This window comes from Methylomonas sp. BW4-1, assembly GCF_052474385.1.
In genome coordinates this window covers 2,699,957-2,718,868 of sequence record NZ_CP184125.1, presented here as the reverse complement: position 1 = coordinate 2,718,868, position 18,912 = coordinate 2,699,957, and the positions used below count along the sequence as shown (strand labels likewise).

At 50.5% G+C, this 18,912-nt stretch carries 19 protein-coding genes; 14 read left to right on the top strand and 5 right to left on the bottom strand.

The features are described 5' to 3' along the window. The first annotated feature begins 100 nt into the window (after positions 1 to 100). The 6 genes from ACH5Y9_RS12560 to ACH5Y9_RS12535 all read left to right on the top strand — a co-directional run bounded on the left by ACH5Y9_RS12560 (position 101) and on the right by ACH5Y9_RS12535 (position 7,977). Entirely contained in the window at positions 101 to 1,888 is a 1,788-nt protein-coding gene (locus ACH5Y9_RS12560) for a DUF2341 domain-containing protein (protein WP_445366303.1), read from the top strand. 86 nt (positions 1,889 to 1,974) lie between these two features. Continuing rightward, positions 1,975 to 2,379, top strand: a complete 405-nt coding sequence (locus tag ACH5Y9_RS12555) for an ExbD/TolR family protein (RefSeq protein WP_445366302.1) — start codon at positions 1,975 to 1,977, stop codon at positions 2,377 to 2,379. A gap of 11 nt (positions 2,380 to 2,390) precedes the next feature. Further along, positions 2,391 to 3,053 carry an energy transducer TonB gene (locus tag ACH5Y9_RS12550; RefSeq protein WP_445366301.1) on the top strand — a complete coding sequence of 221 codons (663 nt, stop codon included), beginning with the start codon at positions 2,391 to 2,393 and terminating at the stop codon, positions 3,051 to 3,053. Positions 3,054 to 3,071: 18 nt separating this feature from the next. Beyond that, entirely contained in the window at positions 3,072 to 4,766 is a 1,695-nt protein-coding gene (locus ACH5Y9_RS12545; RefSeq protein WP_445366300.1) for a putative porin, read from the top strand. Positions 4,767 to 4,775: 9 nt separating this feature from the next. Beyond that, the gene (locus ACH5Y9_RS12540) at positions 4,776 to 5,435 is read left to right on the top strand and encodes a hypothetical protein (RefSeq protein ID WP_445366299.1); all 660 of its coding nucleotides are present in this window, start codon (positions 4,776 to 4,778) and stop codon (positions 5,433 to 5,435) included. Positions 5,436 to 5,589: 154 nt separating this feature from the next. Continuing rightward, entirely contained in the window at positions 5,590 to 7,977 is a 2,388-nt protein-coding gene (locus ACH5Y9_RS12535) for a tetratricopeptide repeat protein (protein ID WP_319962621.1), read from the top strand. A 48-nt stretch (positions 7,978 to 8,025) separates the two neighbouring features. On the opposite strand, the gene ACH5Y9_RS12530 is transcribed toward ACH5Y9_RS12535, so the two are convergent. From ACH5Y9_RS12530 to ACH5Y9_RS12515, 4 genes are all read right to left on the bottom strand, one after another. After that, complete coding sequence (locus tag ACH5Y9_RS12530) at positions 8,026 to 8,808, bottom strand: CpsD/CapB family tyrosine-protein kinase (RefSeq protein WP_033159009.1); 783 nt, start codon at positions 8,806 to 8,808, stop codon at positions 8,026 to 8,028. Positions 8,809 to 8,826: 18 nt separating this feature from the next. Further along, positions 8,827 to 10,443: a lipopolysaccharide biosynthesis protein gene (locus ACH5Y9_RS12525; RefSeq protein ID WP_445369861.1), complete on the bottom strand. Its 1,617-nt coding sequence runs from the start codon at positions 10,441 to 10,443 to the stop codon at positions 8,827 to 8,829. A gap of 128 nt (positions 10,444 to 10,571) precedes the next feature. After that, positions 10,572 to 11,807, bottom strand: coding sequence for a TonB-dependent receptor domain-containing protein (locus tag ACH5Y9_RS12520; protein WP_445369860.1), 1,236 nt, complete (start codon positions 11,805 to 11,807; stop codon positions 10,572 to 10,574). Positions 11,808 to 11,901: 94 nt separating this feature from the next. Further along, positions 11,902 to 12,546, bottom strand: coding sequence for a polysaccharide biosynthesis/export family protein (locus ACH5Y9_RS12515; RefSeq protein ID WP_445369859.1), 645 nt, complete (start codon positions 12,544 to 12,546; stop codon positions 11,902 to 11,904). Between the two features lie 231 nt (positions 12,547 to 12,777). On the opposite strand from ACH5Y9_RS12515, the gene ACH5Y9_RS12510 reads away from it, so the two are divergent. The 5 genes from ACH5Y9_RS12510 to ACH5Y9_RS12490 are packed head-to-tail and all read left to right on the top strand — an operon-like array spanning position 12,778 to position 15,583. Further along, positions 12,778 to 13,128 (top strand): HopJ type III effector protein, encoded by a 351-nt coding sequence (locus ACH5Y9_RS12510; RefSeq protein ID WP_445369858.1) that lies wholly within the window; start codon positions 12,778 to 12,780, stop codon positions 13,126 to 13,128. A gap of 5 nt (positions 13,129 to 13,133) precedes the next feature. After that, a complete protein-coding gene (locus ACH5Y9_RS12505; RefSeq protein WP_445369857.1) occupies positions 13,134 to 14,189 on the top strand; it encodes an NAD(P)/FAD-dependent oxidoreductase in 1,056 nt (351 codons plus the stop codon). Next, positions 14,164 to 14,751, top strand: coding sequence for a class I SAM-dependent methyltransferase (locus ACH5Y9_RS12500; RefSeq protein ID WP_445369856.1), 588 nt, complete (start codon positions 14,164 to 14,166; stop codon positions 14,749 to 14,751). The genes ACH5Y9_RS12505 and ACH5Y9_RS12500 overlap by 26 nt, the downstream gene beginning before the upstream one ends. 36 nt (positions 14,752 to 14,787) lie before the next feature. Further along, on the top strand, positions 14,788 to 15,102 hold the full coding sequence (gene ppnP / locus ACH5Y9_RS12495; RefSeq protein WP_445369855.1) for a pyrimidine/purine nucleoside phosphorylase: 315 nt from the start codon (positions 14,788 to 14,790) through the stop codon (positions 15,100 to 15,102). Between the two features lie 7 nt (positions 15,103 to 15,109). Next, a complete protein-coding gene (locus ACH5Y9_RS12490; RefSeq protein ID WP_445369854.1) occupies positions 15,110 to 15,583 on the top strand; it encodes a LabA-like NYN domain-containing protein in 474 nt (157 codons plus the stop codon). A gap of 18 nt (positions 15,584 to 15,601) precedes the next feature. Here the strand turns inward: ACH5Y9_RS12490 and ACH5Y9_RS12485 are convergent, their stop codons facing one another. After that, the gene (locus ACH5Y9_RS12485) at positions 15,602 to 16,156 is read right to left on the bottom strand and encodes an outer membrane protein assembly factor BamE (protein WP_033159000.1); all 555 of its coding nucleotides are present in this window, start codon (positions 16,154 to 16,156) and stop codon (positions 15,602 to 15,604) included. A gap of 115 nt (positions 16,157 to 16,271) precedes the next feature. On the opposite strand from ACH5Y9_RS12485, the gene fur reads away from it, so the two are divergent. Genes fur through lolD form a run of 3 tightly spaced genes read left to right on the top strand, consistent with a single transcriptional unit; the run spans position 16,272 to position 18,635 of the window. Next, a complete protein-coding gene (gene fur / locus ACH5Y9_RS12480; RefSeq protein WP_026146882.1) occupies positions 16,272 to 16,694 on the top strand; it encodes a ferric iron uptake transcriptional regulator in 423 nt (140 codons plus the stop codon). A gap of 2 nt (positions 16,695 to 16,696) precedes the next feature. Next, positions 16,697 to 17,944: a lipoprotein-releasing ABC transporter permease subunit gene (locus tag ACH5Y9_RS12475; protein WP_445369853.1), complete on the top strand. Its 1,248-nt coding sequence runs from the start codon at positions 16,697 to 16,699 to the stop codon at positions 17,942 to 17,944. Further along, positions 17,937 to 18,635 (top strand): lipoprotein-releasing ABC transporter ATP-binding protein LolD, encoded by a 699-nt coding sequence (lolD, locus tag ACH5Y9_RS12470; RefSeq protein ID WP_445369852.1) that lies wholly within the window; start codon positions 17,937 to 17,939, stop codon positions 18,633 to 18,635. Before ACH5Y9_RS12475 ends, lolD begins: the two co-directional genes overlap by 8 nt. Positions 18,636 to 18,912 lie beyond the last annotated feature (277 nt).

Sequence of the window (18,912 nt, the reverse complement as noted above, 5' to 3'; positions counted from 1 at the left end):
ATACTATTTTTTTCCCGTTTTTTCGATTCTTTCCCGCCCGTCATAATCATGTAAAAAAACGTTGGGATAATCCAGTTTATGTTTTGATTTGAGAGTGATCATGAAACGGATTGTGTTATTAGTAGCGGCCCTGTTGGCGATGCCCGGGCTGGCCCAAGCTTGGTGGAATGACGACTGGGGTTATAGAAAGAAAATAACCATCGATGCCCAGCAATTGCAGCAGGGCGGCGTGACGCCGGTAGCGGAAGGCTTGGTGCTGGTGCGACTACATACCGGCAATTTCAGCTTCTTCGCCGATTTGGGTGAAAACGGCAAGGATTTGCGCTTCATGGCCGGCGACGATAAAACGCCGCTGAAGTTTTATATCGAAAAGATCGATACGGTAAACGAGATGGCGCTGATTTGGGTGAAATTGCCCAAGGACATTGCTACGGCCGATGAGCCGATGTTCTGGATGTATTACGGCAATCCCAAGGCTGTAGACGGCCAAGATGCGCCGGGAATTTTCGATGTGGCGCAAGCGGTTGCCTATCACTTCGAAGCCGGTCCGGTTAAAGACGCTACGGCCTACGCCAATCAACCGGCCACCGCTACCCAAACCGTTGTGGAAGGTGGAGCCATTGGCGAAGCGGGCGGTTTTAACGGTAGTCAAGCGATACGCATCACGGCAACGCCTGCGATTCAAATGGCTGTCGAATTTGGCTGGACCGTTTCGGCATGGGTGAAAATCGATCAGGCGCAGACTGACGGAGTAATATTTGCGCGCGATGGGCTGATTTTATCTGTTAGAGGTCAAACCCCGGTTTTGGAGGTTAATCGTAAGCAGTTGGTCAGTTCCGCCGATCTGAATTTGGCCACTTGGCAGTATTTGTCGGTTGCCGGTAACAAGGACGGTTTTACCTTGTATGTGGATGGTAAACCGGTGGGCATCCTGCCTGCCAGCGTGCCTTCGCTGTTGGGTGATATGAGCATAGGCGCGGCAGTGGATGGTTCGCGTGGCTTGGTCGGTGCCGTTGATGAATTTGGTATTGCCAAGGTCACTCGTGACCAGAATTACCTGCAATTTGCGGCGCTGATGCAAGGCCAGTCATCGGCATTGTTGAATTACGGCGAAGACAGCACGCCCGACAGCGAAGAGGGCGGTGAGTCTTATCTGATGTCGACGCTGGATAACGTTACCGTGGACGGCTGGGTCATCATCGGGATTCTGGGCGTGATGTTTATTGTCAGTACCTTGGTGATTGTCAGCAAGGCGATTGTGTTGAACCGTACCCGCAGTGAGAACAAGAAATTCGAAGAGGCTTTCAGCCAACTGGGCGCCAAAAATATCAGCAATTTGGATCACCAGGACGAAGACGGCCAGGAAGATTATGACGAATCGCCGTTATTGCTGTCCTTGACCGGCAATCATGCGGCGTTTGCGGGTTCATCGATCTACCGGATTTACCACGTCGGCGTGCAGGAAATGAATAAACGTCTGGCGAAAAGCGTGGGCGCTGAGGCGGCCGACCAGGGCTTGTCCGCCCAGGCTTTGAATGCGGTAAAGGCCTCGATGGATGGCGTGTTGGTACGGGAACTGCAAAAACTCAATTCGCAAATGGTGCTGCTGACCATCGCGATTTCCGGTGGTCCGTTTCTGGGATTGCTGGGCACCGTGGTCGGGGTCATGATCACTTTTGCGGCGATTGCCGCCAGCGGCGAAGTGAATGTCAACGCTATCGCACCGGGTATCGCTGCGGCCTTGGCGGCGACCGTCGCCGGCTTGGGCGTGGCGATTCCGGCATTATTTGCCTACAACTACCTGGGCAGCATGATCAAGGCCGTGACCGCCGACATGCACGTGTTTGTTGACGAGTTCGTTGCCAAACTAGCCGAGCAGCATAGCTAATTAAACGTTCGTAGGGTGCGCAATGCGTACCTTGCCAAAGTCTGCCGGTACGCGCTGCGTACCCTACGAAAACCCGAGAAGACTCAATGAAAGTTCAAGAAGAAAACGCGGCGTACGACGAAATCAACGTCACGCCGATGCTGGATTTGGCTTATGTGTTGCTGGTGGTGTTTATTCTGATGACTACGGCAACCGTGCAAGGCGTGCAGGTCAATCTGCCCAAGGCTAGTAATACGCCCAGTTTGGCCAAGCCGCAAACCAAAGCCATCACGGTGACCGCTGACGGCACACTGTTTCTGGATACCTTTCCGGTGACGATGGAACAGCTGGAATCGACGCTGATGCAATACAAGGCCGCCAATCCGGAATTGCCGGTGGTGGTTAAAGGGGACGCCACAGTGCAGTATCAAAGCGTCGTCGATATTTTGGCTTTGCTCGGCAAACTGGAAATCACCCAGGTCGGTCTGGTTACTCAAAATCTGACCAAATAAAGCCTTGCGACATGTCAAAGAAGAAACATTGGCGGGTTTATATTCCGATGCTCATCGCTGCCGTAATCGCCGCTATCGCGATTTTTTACGTCGTTAAAATCATTATGGAATTCGTCGACAAAAAACCGGCGAAAAACGAGAAAAAAATTCAGCCGGTGACCCTGTTTAAACCGCCGCCCCCTCCGCCGCCACCGCCGAAAGTTGAGAAGCCGCCCGAGCCGGAGATCAAGGAAAAAATCAAGGAACCCGACCCGGAGCCCGAGCCTGAGCCGGAACCCGAGCCAGAACAAGCGCCGCCGCGCGATCTGGGGCTGGATGCCGAGGGCACGGCGGGATCGGACGGTTTCGGTCTGGCGGCCCGCAAGGGCGGTACCGGCTTGTTCGGCGGTGGCGCCGGCAACCCGTTTGCCTGGTACGGCGGTTTGGTCAAGAACGGTATTTTGAACATTCTCAGCAGCCACGAAGAATTGCGCCGTAAAGGCTATACCGCCATCGTCAAGGTCTGGCTGAAAGCCGACGGCTCTGTAGAACGGGTGGAATTGGCCAAGGGCAGCAACGATGCGGACATCGACGAATTGCTCAGCCGCTTGTTGAACAAATTCGACCGTGTCGCGGAGGCGCCGCCACCGGGTATGCAGCAACCGATCAAATTAAAAATTTCATCACGTATTTAAGTATCCACAGGTAAAACAATGGCGAACAAAAAAAAGCTGATGGCCCTGGCACTATCCGGGCTGATCGGCACCGTGCAGGCCGGTGAAAAGGAAGAGTTGCTGAAACTGCGCAATACCACCACCAATTTGATCAAACAGCTGGTCAAACAAGGGGTGATTACCGACAAGGCTGCCAACGAGATGATCAAGCAAGCCGAAGTCGAAGCCGGCCAGCAGGTGGCTGAAGCCAAGGCCTCCGGTGCCAAGGAAGCGGTGCCGACCGATGAAGTGCGCGTGGCTTATGTGCCGGACTTCGTCAAAGACGAGATTCGTCAGCAAGTGCGCAGTGAGCTGCGCGAAGAAGTGGTCGGCGATGTGATGCAAAAGGCCAAGAACGAACAGTGGGGCTTGCCTAATGCGTTGCCGGAGTGGACCAGGCGTTTCAAGCTGTCTGGCGATATTCGTTTACGTTCCCAGCATGAGATGATGGCCAAGGAAAATATTGCCAATTCTTATATTGACTGGCAAGCGGTTAACGAAAGAGGCGGTCTGAACGCGGCGGGTGTGGATCAATTCTTGAATACGACTACCGACAGACAGCATTTTCGCGAGCGCTTGCGCTTGGGCATTGATGCTGCGATTACCGATGGTATGAAAGCCGGTGTGCGTTTGGCGACGGGTAATCAACGTGACCCGGTATCTACCAACCAGTCTTTGGGCTTTACCGGACAAAAATACGATTTCACCGTGGACCGGGCCTATCTGCAGTACGATGCGATTGACGACAATAAATTCAAATGGCTGACCTTGTCCGGCGGCCGGATCAAGAACCCCTGGTATACCGGCGGCGGTGAGTTTACCGGCGGTAGCGAATTGGTGTGGGATACGGATTTATCTTTCGAAGGTTTTGCCGGCACCGTGCGCCACCGTTTGGGCGGATCGGACAGCTTGATGGCTAACGACGACCACACCCATTCCGTTTTTGCGACAGCCGGGGCGTTTCCATTACAAGAATCGGCGCTGAGCAGCGATAAATGGTTGTTCGGCGGTCAAGTCGGCGTGGATTGGGGCTTTGTCAATCAAGATAATTTAAAGGCCGCGCTGGCTTATTTCGATTACGTCAACGTCGAAGCTAAGCAAAATACCAGCGTTTTAGGCACTTGCGATCTCAATACGCGCGGCAACACCGCTTCGCGTCCGGAATTCATGCAGGGCGGTAATACCTTGGCGTCGATTTGCCGAGAAGGCACCGGCGCTTTGGCTTCCAATCCGGGCATGGTCGGTTTGGCGTCCGATTACAATATCGTCAACGCCAATGTTTCGTATGAAATGACTCTGTTTGCCCCTTACCATCTGCGCTTGAGCGGCGACTACGCTAAAAACGTCGGCTTTAATAAAGCCGCGGTCAGCCGGATGCTGAACGGCACAGTGGTTGAGGGTAAAACCAACGCCTGGCAGTTTAGGGCGGATTTCGGTTGGCCAAGAGCCGAAGTGGCCGGTCATTGGAATGTGTTTGCCGCGTATAAGTACGTGGAGCGCGATGCGGTATTGGATGCATTCACCGATTCTGACTTCCACCTCGGAGGTACCAACAGTAAGGGCTGGTTCATCGGCGGCAACTATGGCTTGATGAAGAACGTTTGGTTGACCGGCCGCTGGTTGAGTGCGGACATCATCACCGGACCTCCTCTTGGCATCGATGTGTTGCAGATCGACGTCAATACGCAATTCTAAGGAGCGGCGATGAATACATTTCCGAGAGTTGCCATAGTGTTTGTGCTTATCAGCAGCGCTTGGTCCGCCAGTCAGGCCGCGCCGCGTGAGGCTGCCAAGAACGACGGCGCCGTGTTAAAGCTGCAAGCCATGGTCAAAAGTCTGACCGCCGAACGCGATGCGGCAAAAGCCGAATCGGCCAAGTTAGCCGAGGAGTTACAGGAGCTTGAGCGGTTGAAAAAAGCCCATTCCGCGGCGGTGGCGGCTAAGGAACAAATCAGCAGTGAGTTGTCCGTGCAGCGAAATGCCAATGGTGAGGTGCGCGAGCGTTTGGAGAAAAGTAATGCCAGACTCTCCGATGTGATGGAAAAGCATAAGGAAGTGAGCCAGGCTAAAGCCGATTTGCAAGCGCAATTAGACGCAATAAATGCCAAACAGCAAGCAACCGAGCAGCAATTGGGGGTTTGCGATACTCATAATGTCAAACTTTACGAGGCCGCCAAGGAATTGCTGGCACGCTACGAAAACAAAGGCGCACTGGCTAGTGTGTTGCAGAATGAAGCCTTGCTGCAATTCAACAGTGTGGAAATGGAAACTATCGTCCAGGAATATGAGGACAAGTTGAACGCCGGTAAATATCAAAAACAATCTGCTGCTGATAGTGGCACAGCGCCGGCTGGCGTCCAATAGGCTCTCTACTCAGGTGCGGCAACATGCCGCACCTCGACCCTCGCTGATTTACCGAAAGCCTTAAGGCTTGGTCGCATAAATAAGTTAAAATCCCAAAAAGCGGCGCTCCATCATGGCGGCTACATAATCAAATGCACGAATTATCGAGAGACTAATGACAACGAAACAAAATTTTTTAAAAAATCTAGGCATTGTTGTGTTATCGACCGGCTTGGTGGCCTGTAACGGCGCCGATGAACGGAAAGCGAAATACATGGAAGAAGGCAAACAGCTATATCAAGCGGGTGATTATGAGAAAGCGTTGCTTGCCTATAAAAACGTGCTGCAAATCGATCCTAAGGACTGGGAAACTCACTTCCAGATTGCGGAAGCCCTGAGTAAACAAGGCAAAATCGAAAATGCCTTTAAGGAATACAGCACCGTGGTTGCCGGCAATGAAAATCATGTGATGGCGCGGGTGCGGGTTGGTCAGCTGCTGTTATTGAATCGCGCGGTAGACGATGCGGAAAAAATGGTCGGCGAAGCTTTGGCCAAGGAACCGGACAATGTCGAGGCTTTGGTGTTGTTCGCCGGCGTCCAAGCAGCCAAAAATAACAGCGATGGCGCGATTATGACGGTGGAGCGCGCCTTGAAAAACAGTCCGGACGATGTGCCGGCGACCTTGATGATGGCCTCGATTAAAGCGCGTTTGGATAAAGTAGGCGAAGCGATTACTTTATTGAAGCAAACTATTGAAAAGAAGCCGGATAATGTGGCGTTGCGCAGCATGCTGGCCGGTTTGTACGCTAAAAACAATCAGATTGCCGATTCAGAGGCCATGTTGTTGGAAATTGTCAAACTGGAGCCGCAGCAATTACAGCACTACCGTACGTTAGCCTTGTTCCAGGTCGGTACCAAACAAGTCGATAAAGCCGAAGCGACTCTACGCGATGCGGTTAGCAAATTGCCGGACAACGATACCGCCAAAACTTATTTGGTCGACTTCCTGTTGGAAAAGCGCAGTCCGGAAGTGGCGATTGCAGAGCTGCTACCGATGATAGAGCAAAAGCCGCAAGCGTATGAGTTGAAATTCAAACTGGCTAATATCCAGCTGGCCCAAAAGCAAGTCGATAAGGCCGAAGCGACTATGAAAGAAGTCGTCGATCAGGATAAATTGGGACCCAGCGGCATCACCGCACGAAATAAATTAGCGGCTTTGTATGCAATGACCAAGCGCGGCGACGAGGCTAAGGCCTTGATCAAGGAAGTGTTGGATAACAATCCGCGCGATGCCGAGGCTTTGACGCTGCGCGGTCAGTTTGCTTTGGGTGAAAACAAAATTCCCGACGCAATTGCCGATTTTCGCTCGGTATTGGTTGATCAACCCAACAATATCGGTGTGTTGAAAATGCTGGCCGCAGCACATCTGCGCAATAACGAAGAAGAACTGGCCAGAGAAAATATGGAAAAAGTGGTGGCCGTCGCACCGGGCGATGAGACCGCCCGGCTGGATTTGGTTGGCTTGCATATGAAAGCCGGGCACCAAGATCAAGCCAAGCAGCAGCTTGAAGCGCTGATGAAAGCCAATCCGAAAAGTCTGAAAGGCTTGGAGGCGCTGTTTAAAATGGAGTTGTCGCAAAAGCATTGGGATAAAGCGCAAGAGATTGCCAAACAGGTGCAGCAGCTATCCGATAAGGATGCCACCGGCTTTTACATGTCCGGCTTGGGCTATCAGGCGGAAGGCAAGCTGGAAGCCAGCACCGAAGCCTTTCAACAGGCCTTGGCGCGTAAGCCGGATGCGATTGAGCCTTTGACCGAGATGGTCAAAAGCTATTTGGTATTGAAGCAGTCGGATAAGGCTATCGGTAAATTGCAGCAAGTCATTAAACAGCAACCCGATCATTTCGTTGCTTACAATTTGCTGGGTGGTGCTTATCTGAACGAACAGAAATTTGCCGAAGCAAAAACAGCTTACACAAAGGCTTTGAATATCAAACCAGAGTGGTATAGCCCTTATCGGAACTTGGCCTTGATCGAGTTGGCACAAAAAAACCAGGCCGAAGCCATCAATATCTACAAAAAAGGGATTGAAAAAACTAAAGGGGCATTGGAGCTGGTCGACGACTTGGCGCGTCTGTATCATCGCGACGGTCAGCATGAGCAGGTGTTGGCGCTTTACGAAGAATCTTACAAACTGCATCCGGATTCGGTGGTTGCAGTTAACAATCTGGCCAGTTATTTGTCGGATTTTTCCGCCGGTCCGGATAGTTTGGAACGGGCAGCCAAATTGGCCGAGCCTTTATTGCAAACCAATAATCCTAATATGATGGATACGGTTGCTTGGGTTGCCTATAAACAAAGCAATTACGATAAGGCTAAAGAGATATTGTTGAAAGTGATTGAACGCGATCCGCAATCGCCGATCAGCAATTATCATTTGGGTATGGTGTATTTCAAGCAAAACGATCCGGTTAAAGCCCGCGAATATTTGCAAAAAGCGGTCGATAAAAAAGTGGAATTCGATGGCTTGAATGAAGCGAAGGATGTTTTGAGTAAACTCTGATAGGAAATGTAGGGACGTGGCTACCGCAGGTAGCCACGTCAAACCGGCTTAAACCCCGGTATAGCCGATTTTAATGTCGGTGGCTTTATTGAATACTGTCCCCAGTACGTTGGTGTCTTTTAACAAAGAGGCCGCGTGCTTCAATTGATCCGTCTTGGTATGCCCCTCGTCGATCACCAACAACACGCAATCCACATAAGGCGAAAAACCCAGCGTATCGTCGTGCGACAGGATCGGCGGCATATCGAAAATAATGATACGCGATGGGTAACGGCTTTTCAGCTCGTTAACCAGTCGTACCATTTTCGGTGAGCGCAACATCTCAGTTGAATTAAATAAAGGTTTGCCGGCCGGCAGTACTACCAGACGCTCGATGCCCGGATTAATCAGCATGGAGCTTAATTCGGTGTCGTTCAACAAATAATCGCTAAGACCTGCGCCCGGCTGAATGCCGAATAATTGATTAATGCTGGGATTTTGGAAATTGGCATCCACCAGCAGGGCTGTGCGGTCAAGTTCCATCGCCATGCTGATGGCTAAGTTTGCGGCTGTTAAGCTATTGCCGGTACCTTCGCTGGGGCTGGTGATAGCCATGGTTTTCCATTCCATCGCATCCATTTGCTGCAAGCAGCGGGTGCGTAGCATGCGGTAGGATTCCAGCCATTTTCCAGGTAACGCCGCGGAAATAATCCGGTTTTGCTTCAGTAAGTTTTGATCCGGAGTGTGCACCCGCGTTTTGGTGTAAGCGATGCTGACTTTGTCGCCGGGTTGATTGGCCAATCCGGCTGCGGCTGGATTACTTTTTTCCACGAGGTTTTCAATGGGGTTCATGAATTTTCCCTTAAATGATTAATTGCCCACGACACGTAGTAATTTGTACCAAAATACATCTAGCGGCATGACGATAAAATGAAATGCAACGATAGCCAGAATGCCGGCTATTGCCATGCCTATCAACAACATCCGGCGTTCGTTCCTATGTGCTTGATGTTCCTTCTGGCTTTCGAAATAAGGTATCGACGCCAAAGGTTCCACACCCAGAATCGCCGCGACCGCTTTTGGGCTATTAACGGTCGAGTCCAGCATTTCGGTCAATGCCACCGCTCCTAAGCCGCTTGCCACCGCCAACACCATGCCCAGTACCATAATCGCAATTCGATTCGGGCTAACCGGTTGTAATGGTTCTTGGGGGGGGTCGATTAAAGTAAAACGCTCGCCTTTTCTTTCCATTTCCAATTGCTGCGAGATTTGCGCTTCCATTTCTCGCGCACTCACTTCACGGTAGCGCAGATTGGTATTGTCCAGATCCTGGATCAAATCCATGTATTCTTTTTCAACCAATGGCGATTGGCGTAGGCTTGAGCGTAACTCTTCCATTTTGCTCTGTACGCGACTACGTGTGAAATTCAACGATTCGATTTCGGTATTCACTGAAGCCAGTTGCGACTTCAAGGTGATATAGGCCGGGTTATCCGGTTGAATGTTGGCATTGCTGTAGTCGCTTTGTTTCGCGCTAGCCAAGCTTTGTTGCAAGGCGCTGATTTGTTTTTGCAGTTTCACCACGTCAGGGTGTTTGTCCGAATACTGTTTCAACAACAAGGCCAATTCCGCTTTTCTGTCGGTTAGTTCGCCGTTCATCGCATTCAGATCGGTGTTGGAGCCGATTTCTTTTTGCAATGAGTCGATTTCCCGTTTGATTTTAATCACATCGGGATGGTTCGCAGAATGGTTGGATAACACCGATGGATATTGCGATTGTAGTTCCTTCAAACGGTCTTTCATGTCGAACACCCGATTGCCCACGGCATTGGTAGCCATGGTGTTGGGATCGATTTGCGCCAGTTCGCCTTCAAGATAATAACGTCTATCCTGCAGCGTTCGTTCTTGGCTATCCAATTGCAATAACTGATTACTCAAAGAGGTCAGTTCTTGCTGGTTCATGGCGCTGATTTGCGGCAGTTGGTTCAGGTTCTTTTCCTTGAACGTAGCCAGGTTTTGTTGAATTTCCTGAATTTTGGCTTTAAGACGTTTGGATTCCTCACTCAAAAACAATGCTGCATTTTCCGCAGATTCTGTGCGTGACTTGATGTTTTCTTTCAGGAACAAGGAAGTCAATTCGTTAGCGACTTTTTGCGCGAGCGCGGGTGATTTATCGTCAAATGTCAGCGTAAAGGCTATCGTAGCTTGTTGGGCAGGGCCGCTTTTGTTATTGGCGACGTCGGCACTAATGGTTTCTACTTTGATGCTTTTACGCATTTTTTCCAGAATCACTTCCTCCGGCTTTTTTTGCCGTTCCTCGGCATAGAGATCGTATTTCTTGATGATTTCCGTCAAATTCGGTCGGGTCATGATCCGTTGGCTGATCATCTGAATCCGCTGGTCGGCGAAGGTGGTCACTGTGGAATGCACCAGTTCGGCGGGGATTTCTTGCGCCTCGATCAAAATGGTGGAGGTCGAGCGGTACACAGACCGGTAGCAGTACTGCCAAAACGATGCTGATCAGCGCAATGATTAGAAACGGAATAACTAAAAACCGTCTACGTCGTTTGATGATTTTTAGATAGTCCTTGATGTCGATGGCTTGATTTTCCACGCTATTTCACCTGACGATTGATTTGCGGTTGATAAGAGAATTGAAGTTGTACGCTATCGCCGGTGATGGTCTGGTTGTTTGACTCGATTACCTGTTGGCGATAGCTATAAGACAGATCCAAATTAATTTCCGGCGTCCAGCGCCATTGAACATTCGGGGATAGGGTAATGTAAGTGCGGTTATTAGTTCTGGTGGTATCGTTACTAAATGTGGATATCGATTCAGATAGCAAGTAATTGGCGTTGATACCGGTGGATAAGCGCTCCGTGAGATTGTATCGGCCTCGGGCTGAAAAGGTGGTTGAGGTTTGTTGCTGACCTGTGCTGGCCGGGTTGAGCTGTTGTCCGGCACTTAAGCTAAAGTCCCCCCAGTCGCTTTTACGAGCCAAGCTTGCCGAAAATACGTTACCTACAACATTTTTAGGTGGCAAGGACGAACGGCTATTGAACAGTGGCGACGGATTTGACGAGCTTGTGAATTGCGTGCTTTCCGTCGTTGTGTCGCGGATACCCGCTGAAAATGCTAACTGAGTTTGTTCGTCAAATAAATATTGCAAGCCGGCTTGGTAAGTGAAAGTTGTTGATTTTTGACTAAAGCCTGTGGTTATAGGGATGAGCCCAAAAGCTAATCCTGGGGTTTGATTTGCCGACTCATAGTCTGAATAAGCACCTGTCAGATTGAACGAAAGGCGTTCGCTGTAGGCATGGGTAGCCGTTGCCGAATATTGCTGGAAGCTATAATCCGAGTAATTGAAGATGTTTGTCAGGTTTTGCGCTCTGTCAAACGCCACATCCTGGTAGCTATAACCCAATTGTAGAGAGCTTTTTTCGTTCAAATTATAAGTGGCAGTCGGGGAGACTGATTTGGTGTTCCGTGGTACGAGAAGTTGCACGCCACCTGCTTCGTTGATCTGCGTTGGGTCGATTACTGTAGGGTCGAGTTGGTTATTAATCGAGGATTCTTCCGCATAGCTTGCCGCAAGATCGGTTTTGAAACGTTCGCTTTGGTATTTGTGGCTAAGATTGACCAGTTTTTCGGAAAAATCCAGCGCCGAGTCGCTACTGTAAATCAACTCATTCCACTTAAAACGGGTATTCAATTCGTTGTCGTCGGCAAGATAGCCGAACATCACACCTGGAGAAAGGGTGCTGATAAAATTGCTATGCTTTGGATGAATCTGCATGCGTACATTATCGTCAAAGCGCTCCTTAAAGCTGAACTCCGGTTTGAACAACAAATCCAGCGCGTAGCCATCGGTGCTGAATAAAACCAACGCAGGTAGCAAAAAATCCGTTTTTATCTTCATAGATAGTGCTTCTATCTAATTCCGCTTAGGGTACGGTAACCGTGTCTCCCGGTTCCAGCAGGATGTTTTGTTCCAGGTCTTCGCCATCAATCACATCGCTGTAGTCGAAAGGAAACACTTTAACTTGATCGCCGGTGCGGCGAATAATGCTGATAGACCCTTCCTTGGCAAACACGGTCAGGCCGCCGGCAAGGCTCAGCGCTTGCAGCACATCCAGGCGTCTGCCGGAAAACACTTGTCCGGGTTTGTTGACTTTACCGATCACAAAGATGGAGTTGCCCTGGTTGTTGAGTAATTTAACTGAAATCGAGGGGTCGGATATGTAATCGGCCAGCCTGCTGGTCAAATTGTCTTTCAGTTCGGTAATGGTTTTGCCGGCAGCACCGACGGTGCCGATCAAGGGGAAAATAATCGTGCCGTCCGGGGAAATCAGGATTTGCAATTGTTGTAGACCCTCTTCTTTCCAGACCGTGATTTCCAAGGCATCACCCGGCGATAGTTGGTAAGCCGCATAATTGGTCTGCTCGATAGTCACCGTAGGTGCAGGGCTGATTGTAGTGTTGTTAATGGGCTCTATTGGCGGTGCAGGTGGGATCGGGGTTTCCGGTTCTGCCAGGGCAGTGGTGGAGCAAAGCAGACAAAACGAGAAAAGAGTAATTATCTGTTTCAAAATGTATTCCTTTATGATGTTATTGAGGTTGCAAACCGCACTTTTCGAGCCAAACGCCAAAGTAAGGCGGGATTTTAGTAACGGAATATAACAAGAATAAGACGATCCCAAACGCAGTCTTAGGTGAGAAACACCTAGACATTTCATGCGATTATAACCGGGAATGACTGTGTTTTGTTCGAATCAAACAGTAAATTAACCAAAAATTAATAAAACTTCGGGAGTAAGGTAGTGACAGTGAACGATTTTTTACAACGTGTTAAGTCCGGACAAACGGTCGAATTTCAGGAAGCCATTGCGCTTATTGCCGAGCATTATCAATACCAACCCACCGAATTTAGTAACGGCTTGCAACAGCCTCTGGTAAACGAAGCGGGTCGTAATGAGGGCTCTTGCAAGATTTTTGCATTCGCCAAATTGCATAAACTGACTGTCGAACAAACTCTGGCGCTCTTCGGTGATTATTATCGCCAAGATGTATTGGGTAACCCGTCCGGCGACGATCATCAAAATATCAGACACTTTATGCGTGATGGTTGGGAAGGCATTGTTTTTGAAGGCGAGGCCTTGCAAGCCCAATAATTGCCGTGCAAATCGATGTACTGCTGATCGGTCAGGGTTTGGCTGGCAGTTTATTGGCTTGGGAGTTATGGCAGCGGCAACTGCGAATCTTGGTGGTGGATGATGGCGCCGAAAACGCCTCGCAAGTCGCGGCCGGTTTAATCAATCCAGTGACCGGACAGCGATTGGTAAAGCAGATGGATGTGGAAAACCTGCTGCCGGCTGCAATGCATGCTTATCGGCAACTTGAGAGACAGTTTGGACAAGCCTTCTATCAGCAAATGCCAATGCTGAAAATTTTGCGCACCGCCAAAGAGCTTGAAATTGCCGAACGCCGTTTGAGTCAGGCGGATTATCGTGGTTATTTGTCGAAGTTGGCGGCGGCCCCCAAGAGAATCAACGCGCCTTACGGTGTGTTGCAACAAGGCCAGACCGGCTATTTGCGGACCGAGGCTTTGCTGAGTCGGTTGCGTGATTTTTTACGGAACAAGCACTGTTATCGGCGATACACTCTGCAATACGCAGAAATTAATCTCGAGCCGGCGCTGCGTTGGCAGGAAATATATCCGCGGCATATTGTTTTCTGCGAAGGTTATCAAGCACTTAGCAATCCATGGTTTAAGTATTTACCGTTTCAATTGGCAAAAGGTGAAATACTGGGTTGCGAAAGTAGGCAAGATATTCCGCAACAGATTTTGAATTACGGTCATTGGCTGATTCCATTGGAGTCCGGGCGCTTTAAGACCGGTGCGACTTTCGAAACAGATCAAGTAGATCATGTGGCGACCGAAGCAGCGAAAACCGCTTTATTGGCGAGCTTACGTGCGGTCTGCCCTGAACAACAAGCCCTTGATGTTTATCAACATCGGGCCGGAATCCGGCCGGCTACATGCGATAAACAGCCGTTTATCGGCACCCATCCTCAGCATCGGCAACTGCATATATTCAATGGCTTTGGCGCCAAGGGCAGCTTGGCGATTCCCTGGTACGCTGCCCGCTTTGCCGATTACTTGCAACAGCACGCCGGTTTGCCGCCCGGTTGCGATATACGCCGCTATGACAAAACCTATATCCCTGCTTAAAACTGCCCATCATATTGTTGGTTCTTACCTGGAGCCAGGCGATGTGGCGGTCGACGCGACAGTGGGTAACGGCCACGATACCGTGTTTCTGGCGCAGAGCGTTGGGGCGAGTGGTCATGTGTTCGGATTTGATATTCAGCAGCAAGCGCTGATCAACAGTTTTCAGCGATTACTCCAGCATGACTTACAGCGCCGGGTGATACTGTGTCTCACCAGTCATGCCGATATGCTGTTGCATGTTCCTGAGCAGTGGCGTGGCCGGGTGAGGGCAGTGATGTTCAATCTGGGTTATTTACCCGGCGCCGACAAAACCGTGATTACCCAAATCGATTCGACGTTGGCCGCCTTAAATGCCGCGTCTGGCTTGTTGGCGCCGCGCGCCGTGATGACGGTGTTGGCGTATCCAGGTCACGCCGGCGGTGATCTGGAGGCAGAGCAGTTGGCGGCATGGTGTCGGCAGTTGGATGGAAGTCGTTTTACTACGGAAGTTGTTCTTAGCAGTCACGACAAGCCCAGTGCACCGCGGCTTTTTGTTATTCGCAAACAAGCCGATCTGCTATGATTGCGCTCCTTTTTTTACTAGCAATAGATGTGCATCATGTCAGAATTCAATAACGTCACCATCGTCAAGCAGGCCAATGTCTATTTCGACGGCAAAGTGAACAGCCGCACCATTAAGTTTGCCGATGGCTCTTCAAAAACCTTGGGTTTTATGCAGCCGGGCGAATATACCTTTAATACGGCCGATCCTGAATTGATGGAAATACTGGCAGGTGAGCTGCAAGTGTTGCTGCCCGGCAACGATGCCTGGCAAACCGTGAAAGGCGGCGAGTCTTTCAATGTGCCCGGCAATGCCGCTTTCACCATGAAGGTAAGTGTTGCCAGCGATTACTGCTGTTCTTTTTTGAAGTAAGCGCTGGATGGAAAAGGTAGCGATTTTTGTCGATGTGCAGAATATTTACTACACCACCCGGCAACGCTACCAGAAACATTTCAATTACAGCGCGTTTTGGCAGCAGGCAACCGCGGGTAAACAGGTCGTCGCTGCCATTGCATATGCGACGGACCGTGGCGACAGCAAGCAACAAGGTTTTCAGCAGATCCTGAAAAATATCGGTTTTACCGTCAAACTAAAACCCTATATTCAGCGCCGCGACGGTACCAGTAAGGGCGATTGGAATGTGGGGATTACCCTGGATGTAATGGATTACGCGGCGCAGGCTGATCGGATTATTCTATTGTCCGGGGATGGCGATTTCGAATTGTTATTGCAAAAGGTGCGCAGCGATTTTGGTACTGCCAGCGATGTTTATGGCATTCATAGTTTAACCGCTCCGGCCTTGATTCAAGCGGCCGACAATTTCATTGCCATTGCCGGTGCATTATTGCTGTAAGACGTTTGGGTGTTTTACCTATTGTTTGTCGGCGTCTTCTTCTACCAATTCTTTGCCTTTCTCTGCGGAACTGGCGGCTTCTTTGGGTTCGGTAGCGTTTTGATTGTTTCTGCGGGCAAAGGTGTCGGGTTCGTCGCTACCGAATAAACCGCTAATTTTTTCCCACATCGAGCGTTCCAGGTCGCGTTTTGGTACGTCGACACTGGTTTCCGTGGATTCCTTGGCAACCGGCATCGAGCTGGGTCTGAAGTCGCCTTGCACGCCCATCAAATTGTCACCATTGAAAAATAAAGACACCCGCTTTTGCACCCGGTCTTCGCCGCCCGGTTGCTCAGAGTATAAATAGTCCCAGCGTTTTTCATGAAAGGCATCGGACAGCATAGGCGAACCCATGATATACAAGACCTGGCGCTTGGTCATATTGGGCCGCAATTGGTTAATCATGCTTTGATCGATGATATTGCCTTGCTCAATATCCAGGGTGTACACGCCGGGCAAGTTAGTGAGAATGGTGCTGCAAGCGTTAATCGATAAACTGGTGACGGCCGCTAGCAAAAAAGTCGATTTTTTCATGAGAAGAGAATGGAGTCTGACGACAAACGATGGGTCATTATCCCATAATTCTGTCAGCGGCTTGGCGCAAAAAACGATACAATGTTGCGGATTATCGGTTTAAAGGAGGGGGCTTGTGGAAACTCAGGATTTGCGTAATGCGGGCTTAAAGGTGACCTTGCCCAGAATCAAAATTCTGGAGATTCTGGAAAAACAACAGGACGATAGGCATTTGTCGGCCGAGAAGGTCTACAAAATTCTGTTGGCGGAAGGCGAGGAAATTGGCCTGGCGACGGTTTACCGGGTTTTGACCCAGTTCGAAGCCGCCGGCTTGGTCAACCGTCATCATTTCGAGGGCGGCAACTCGATATTCGAACTAAATAGCGGCGGCCACCACGATCACGTCGTCTGCATGAAGTGTGGAAAAGTCGACGAATTTACCGATGAAGTCATTGAAAAACGCCAATCGGAAATTGCCCTGAGATTGGGTTACACCCTTACCGATCACAGCCTTTACCTTTACGGTTATTGCGCCGCTTGTAAACCCCCAAAAGCCTAAGCATGTTTAAACCTCTCATCCTGTATATCGGGTTACGCTACACCCGTGCTAAAAAACGCACTCAATTTATCTCGTTCATCACTTTAACATCCGTACTCGGTATCGCATTGGGCGTGACCGCCTTGATTACCGTGCTGTCGGTTATGAACGGTTTCGAAGCCGAATTGCGCGAACGCATCCTGGGCATGACTGCGCACAGCACTATAACCGGTCGCTTCGGGCAGTTGGATGATTGGCAGGCTTTAGAGCAACGCACTCGCAGCATGCCGCATGTCGAAGGTGCTGCGCCGTTTATCCATGGCCAGGTGATGGTTAATGCTGACCGCCAAGTCAGCGGCACTTTGTTGCAGGGCGTGTTACCCGAATATGAAGCCAAAGTGTCTGAAGTGGCCAATAAAATGATGTTCGGTAGCTTGAACGATTTGGTCCCCGGCGAGTTTGGTATTGTCTTGGGGGCAGAATTGGCAAGTTATTTAGGAGTGATGATGGGTGACAAAGTCACCATCATCACTCCGCAAATCAACTCCACGCCGGCCGGGATTCTGCCGCGCATGAAACGCTTTACCGTGGTCGGCGTGTTCAAGGTTGGTATGTACGAGTACGACCGGAATATGGCTTTAATGCATCTCGATGATGCCGGCAAATTGTTTCGTCTGGAACAAGCCGTATCGGGCTTACGCCTAAAGCTTGATGATTTATTCAACGCCCCGCGCATCACCCAAGGCTTGGCCGATACGCTGGGCGACGAGTTTCGGGTCAGCGACTGGACCAAGGCTCACAGCAACTTCTTCCGCGCCGTGCAAACCGAAAAGCGGGCGATGTTCATTATCTTGCTGCTGATTGTCGCGGTGGCGGCGTTTAACATTGTATCCACGCTGGTGATGGTGGTCACCGACAAGCGCGGTGACATCGCCATACTGAAAACCCAGGGCTTATCCAACGGTTCGGTGATGGGCATTTTCATCGTCTTGGGCTGCATCATCGGCAGCATCGGTACCTTATTGGGAACCGTCGGTGGCGTGTTGCTGGCGCTGAACGTGGAAACCATCGTGCCGGCCATCGAAAAAGCCTTTGGCGTGCAGTTCATGGCTGCCGACGTCTATTACATCAGCGAAGTGCCGTCAAAACTGATCTGGACCGATGTGTATTGGATAGCCTGCGTGGCGTTTTTATTGTCCTTGCTGGCGACGCTGTATCCAGCTTGGCAGGCGGCGCGTATCAATCCTGCCGAGGTGTTGCGTTATGAATAATGCCATCGTATTGCAGTGCCAGCAGTTAACCAAGCGTTACGAGCAGGGCGATTTGAATGTCGAAGTGTTGCGCGGCGTCGATTTGGCGATTCATGCCGGTCAGCGCGTTGCCATCATGGGTGCATCCGGCTCCGGGAAAAGCACCTTGCTGCATTTGCTGGGCGGCCTGGAAAAACCCAACTCCGGCTCGGTGATGCTGGATGGCGCCGATTTGAACAAGATTAGCGCCGGCAAACTGAGTCAGCTTCGTAATCGTTCACTGGGGTTTATCTACCAGTTTCATCATTTGCTGGGTGAATTTACCATCCTGGAAAATGTGGCAATGCCGCTGTTGATCGGCAACCAATCGATCAAGCACGCCCAACAACAAGCTGCCGAGTTACTCAAGCGTGTCGGCTTGGGGCATCGCATGCTGCACAAACCCGGCGAATTGTCCGGTGGCGAGCGGCAACGCGCTGCTGTAGCCCGGGCTTTGATTAATCAGCCTAAATGCGTCCTGGCCGACGAGCCGACCGGTAATTTGGACAGCAAAACTGCCGAGCAAATTTATCAGCTGATGCTGGAGTTAAACCAGGAATTGCAGGTGAGTTTTTTGGTGGTGACGCATGATCCGGAATTGGCTGGGCGGATGGATAAGGTGTTGTATATGGAGGATGGGTTGATTGTGCCGGAAAGGGTGCATCATAGCTGAAGGCGGCTATCTCCGATTTTCTGGTACTGTCCTTAATTCCTCAGGGCGTTTGCTCCATCTCCTGCTGGACGACTGCATGGATGCAGGAGGTAGGGCAACGCCGGGAGCGGTTGCTGAGAGGGCAGGGGTGAGGAGTTTCAATAGTTGTGTCGCTATCGCGACGAATGTTTTGAAGTCGGGTCTCGGCCCGACAGCCGAGATACTTTCGCTACGAAAACCATCCTTGGTTTTCGCCCTTCGGGCCAGCCTGTCGGCTGTTCAAATTCGTTCCAGACGA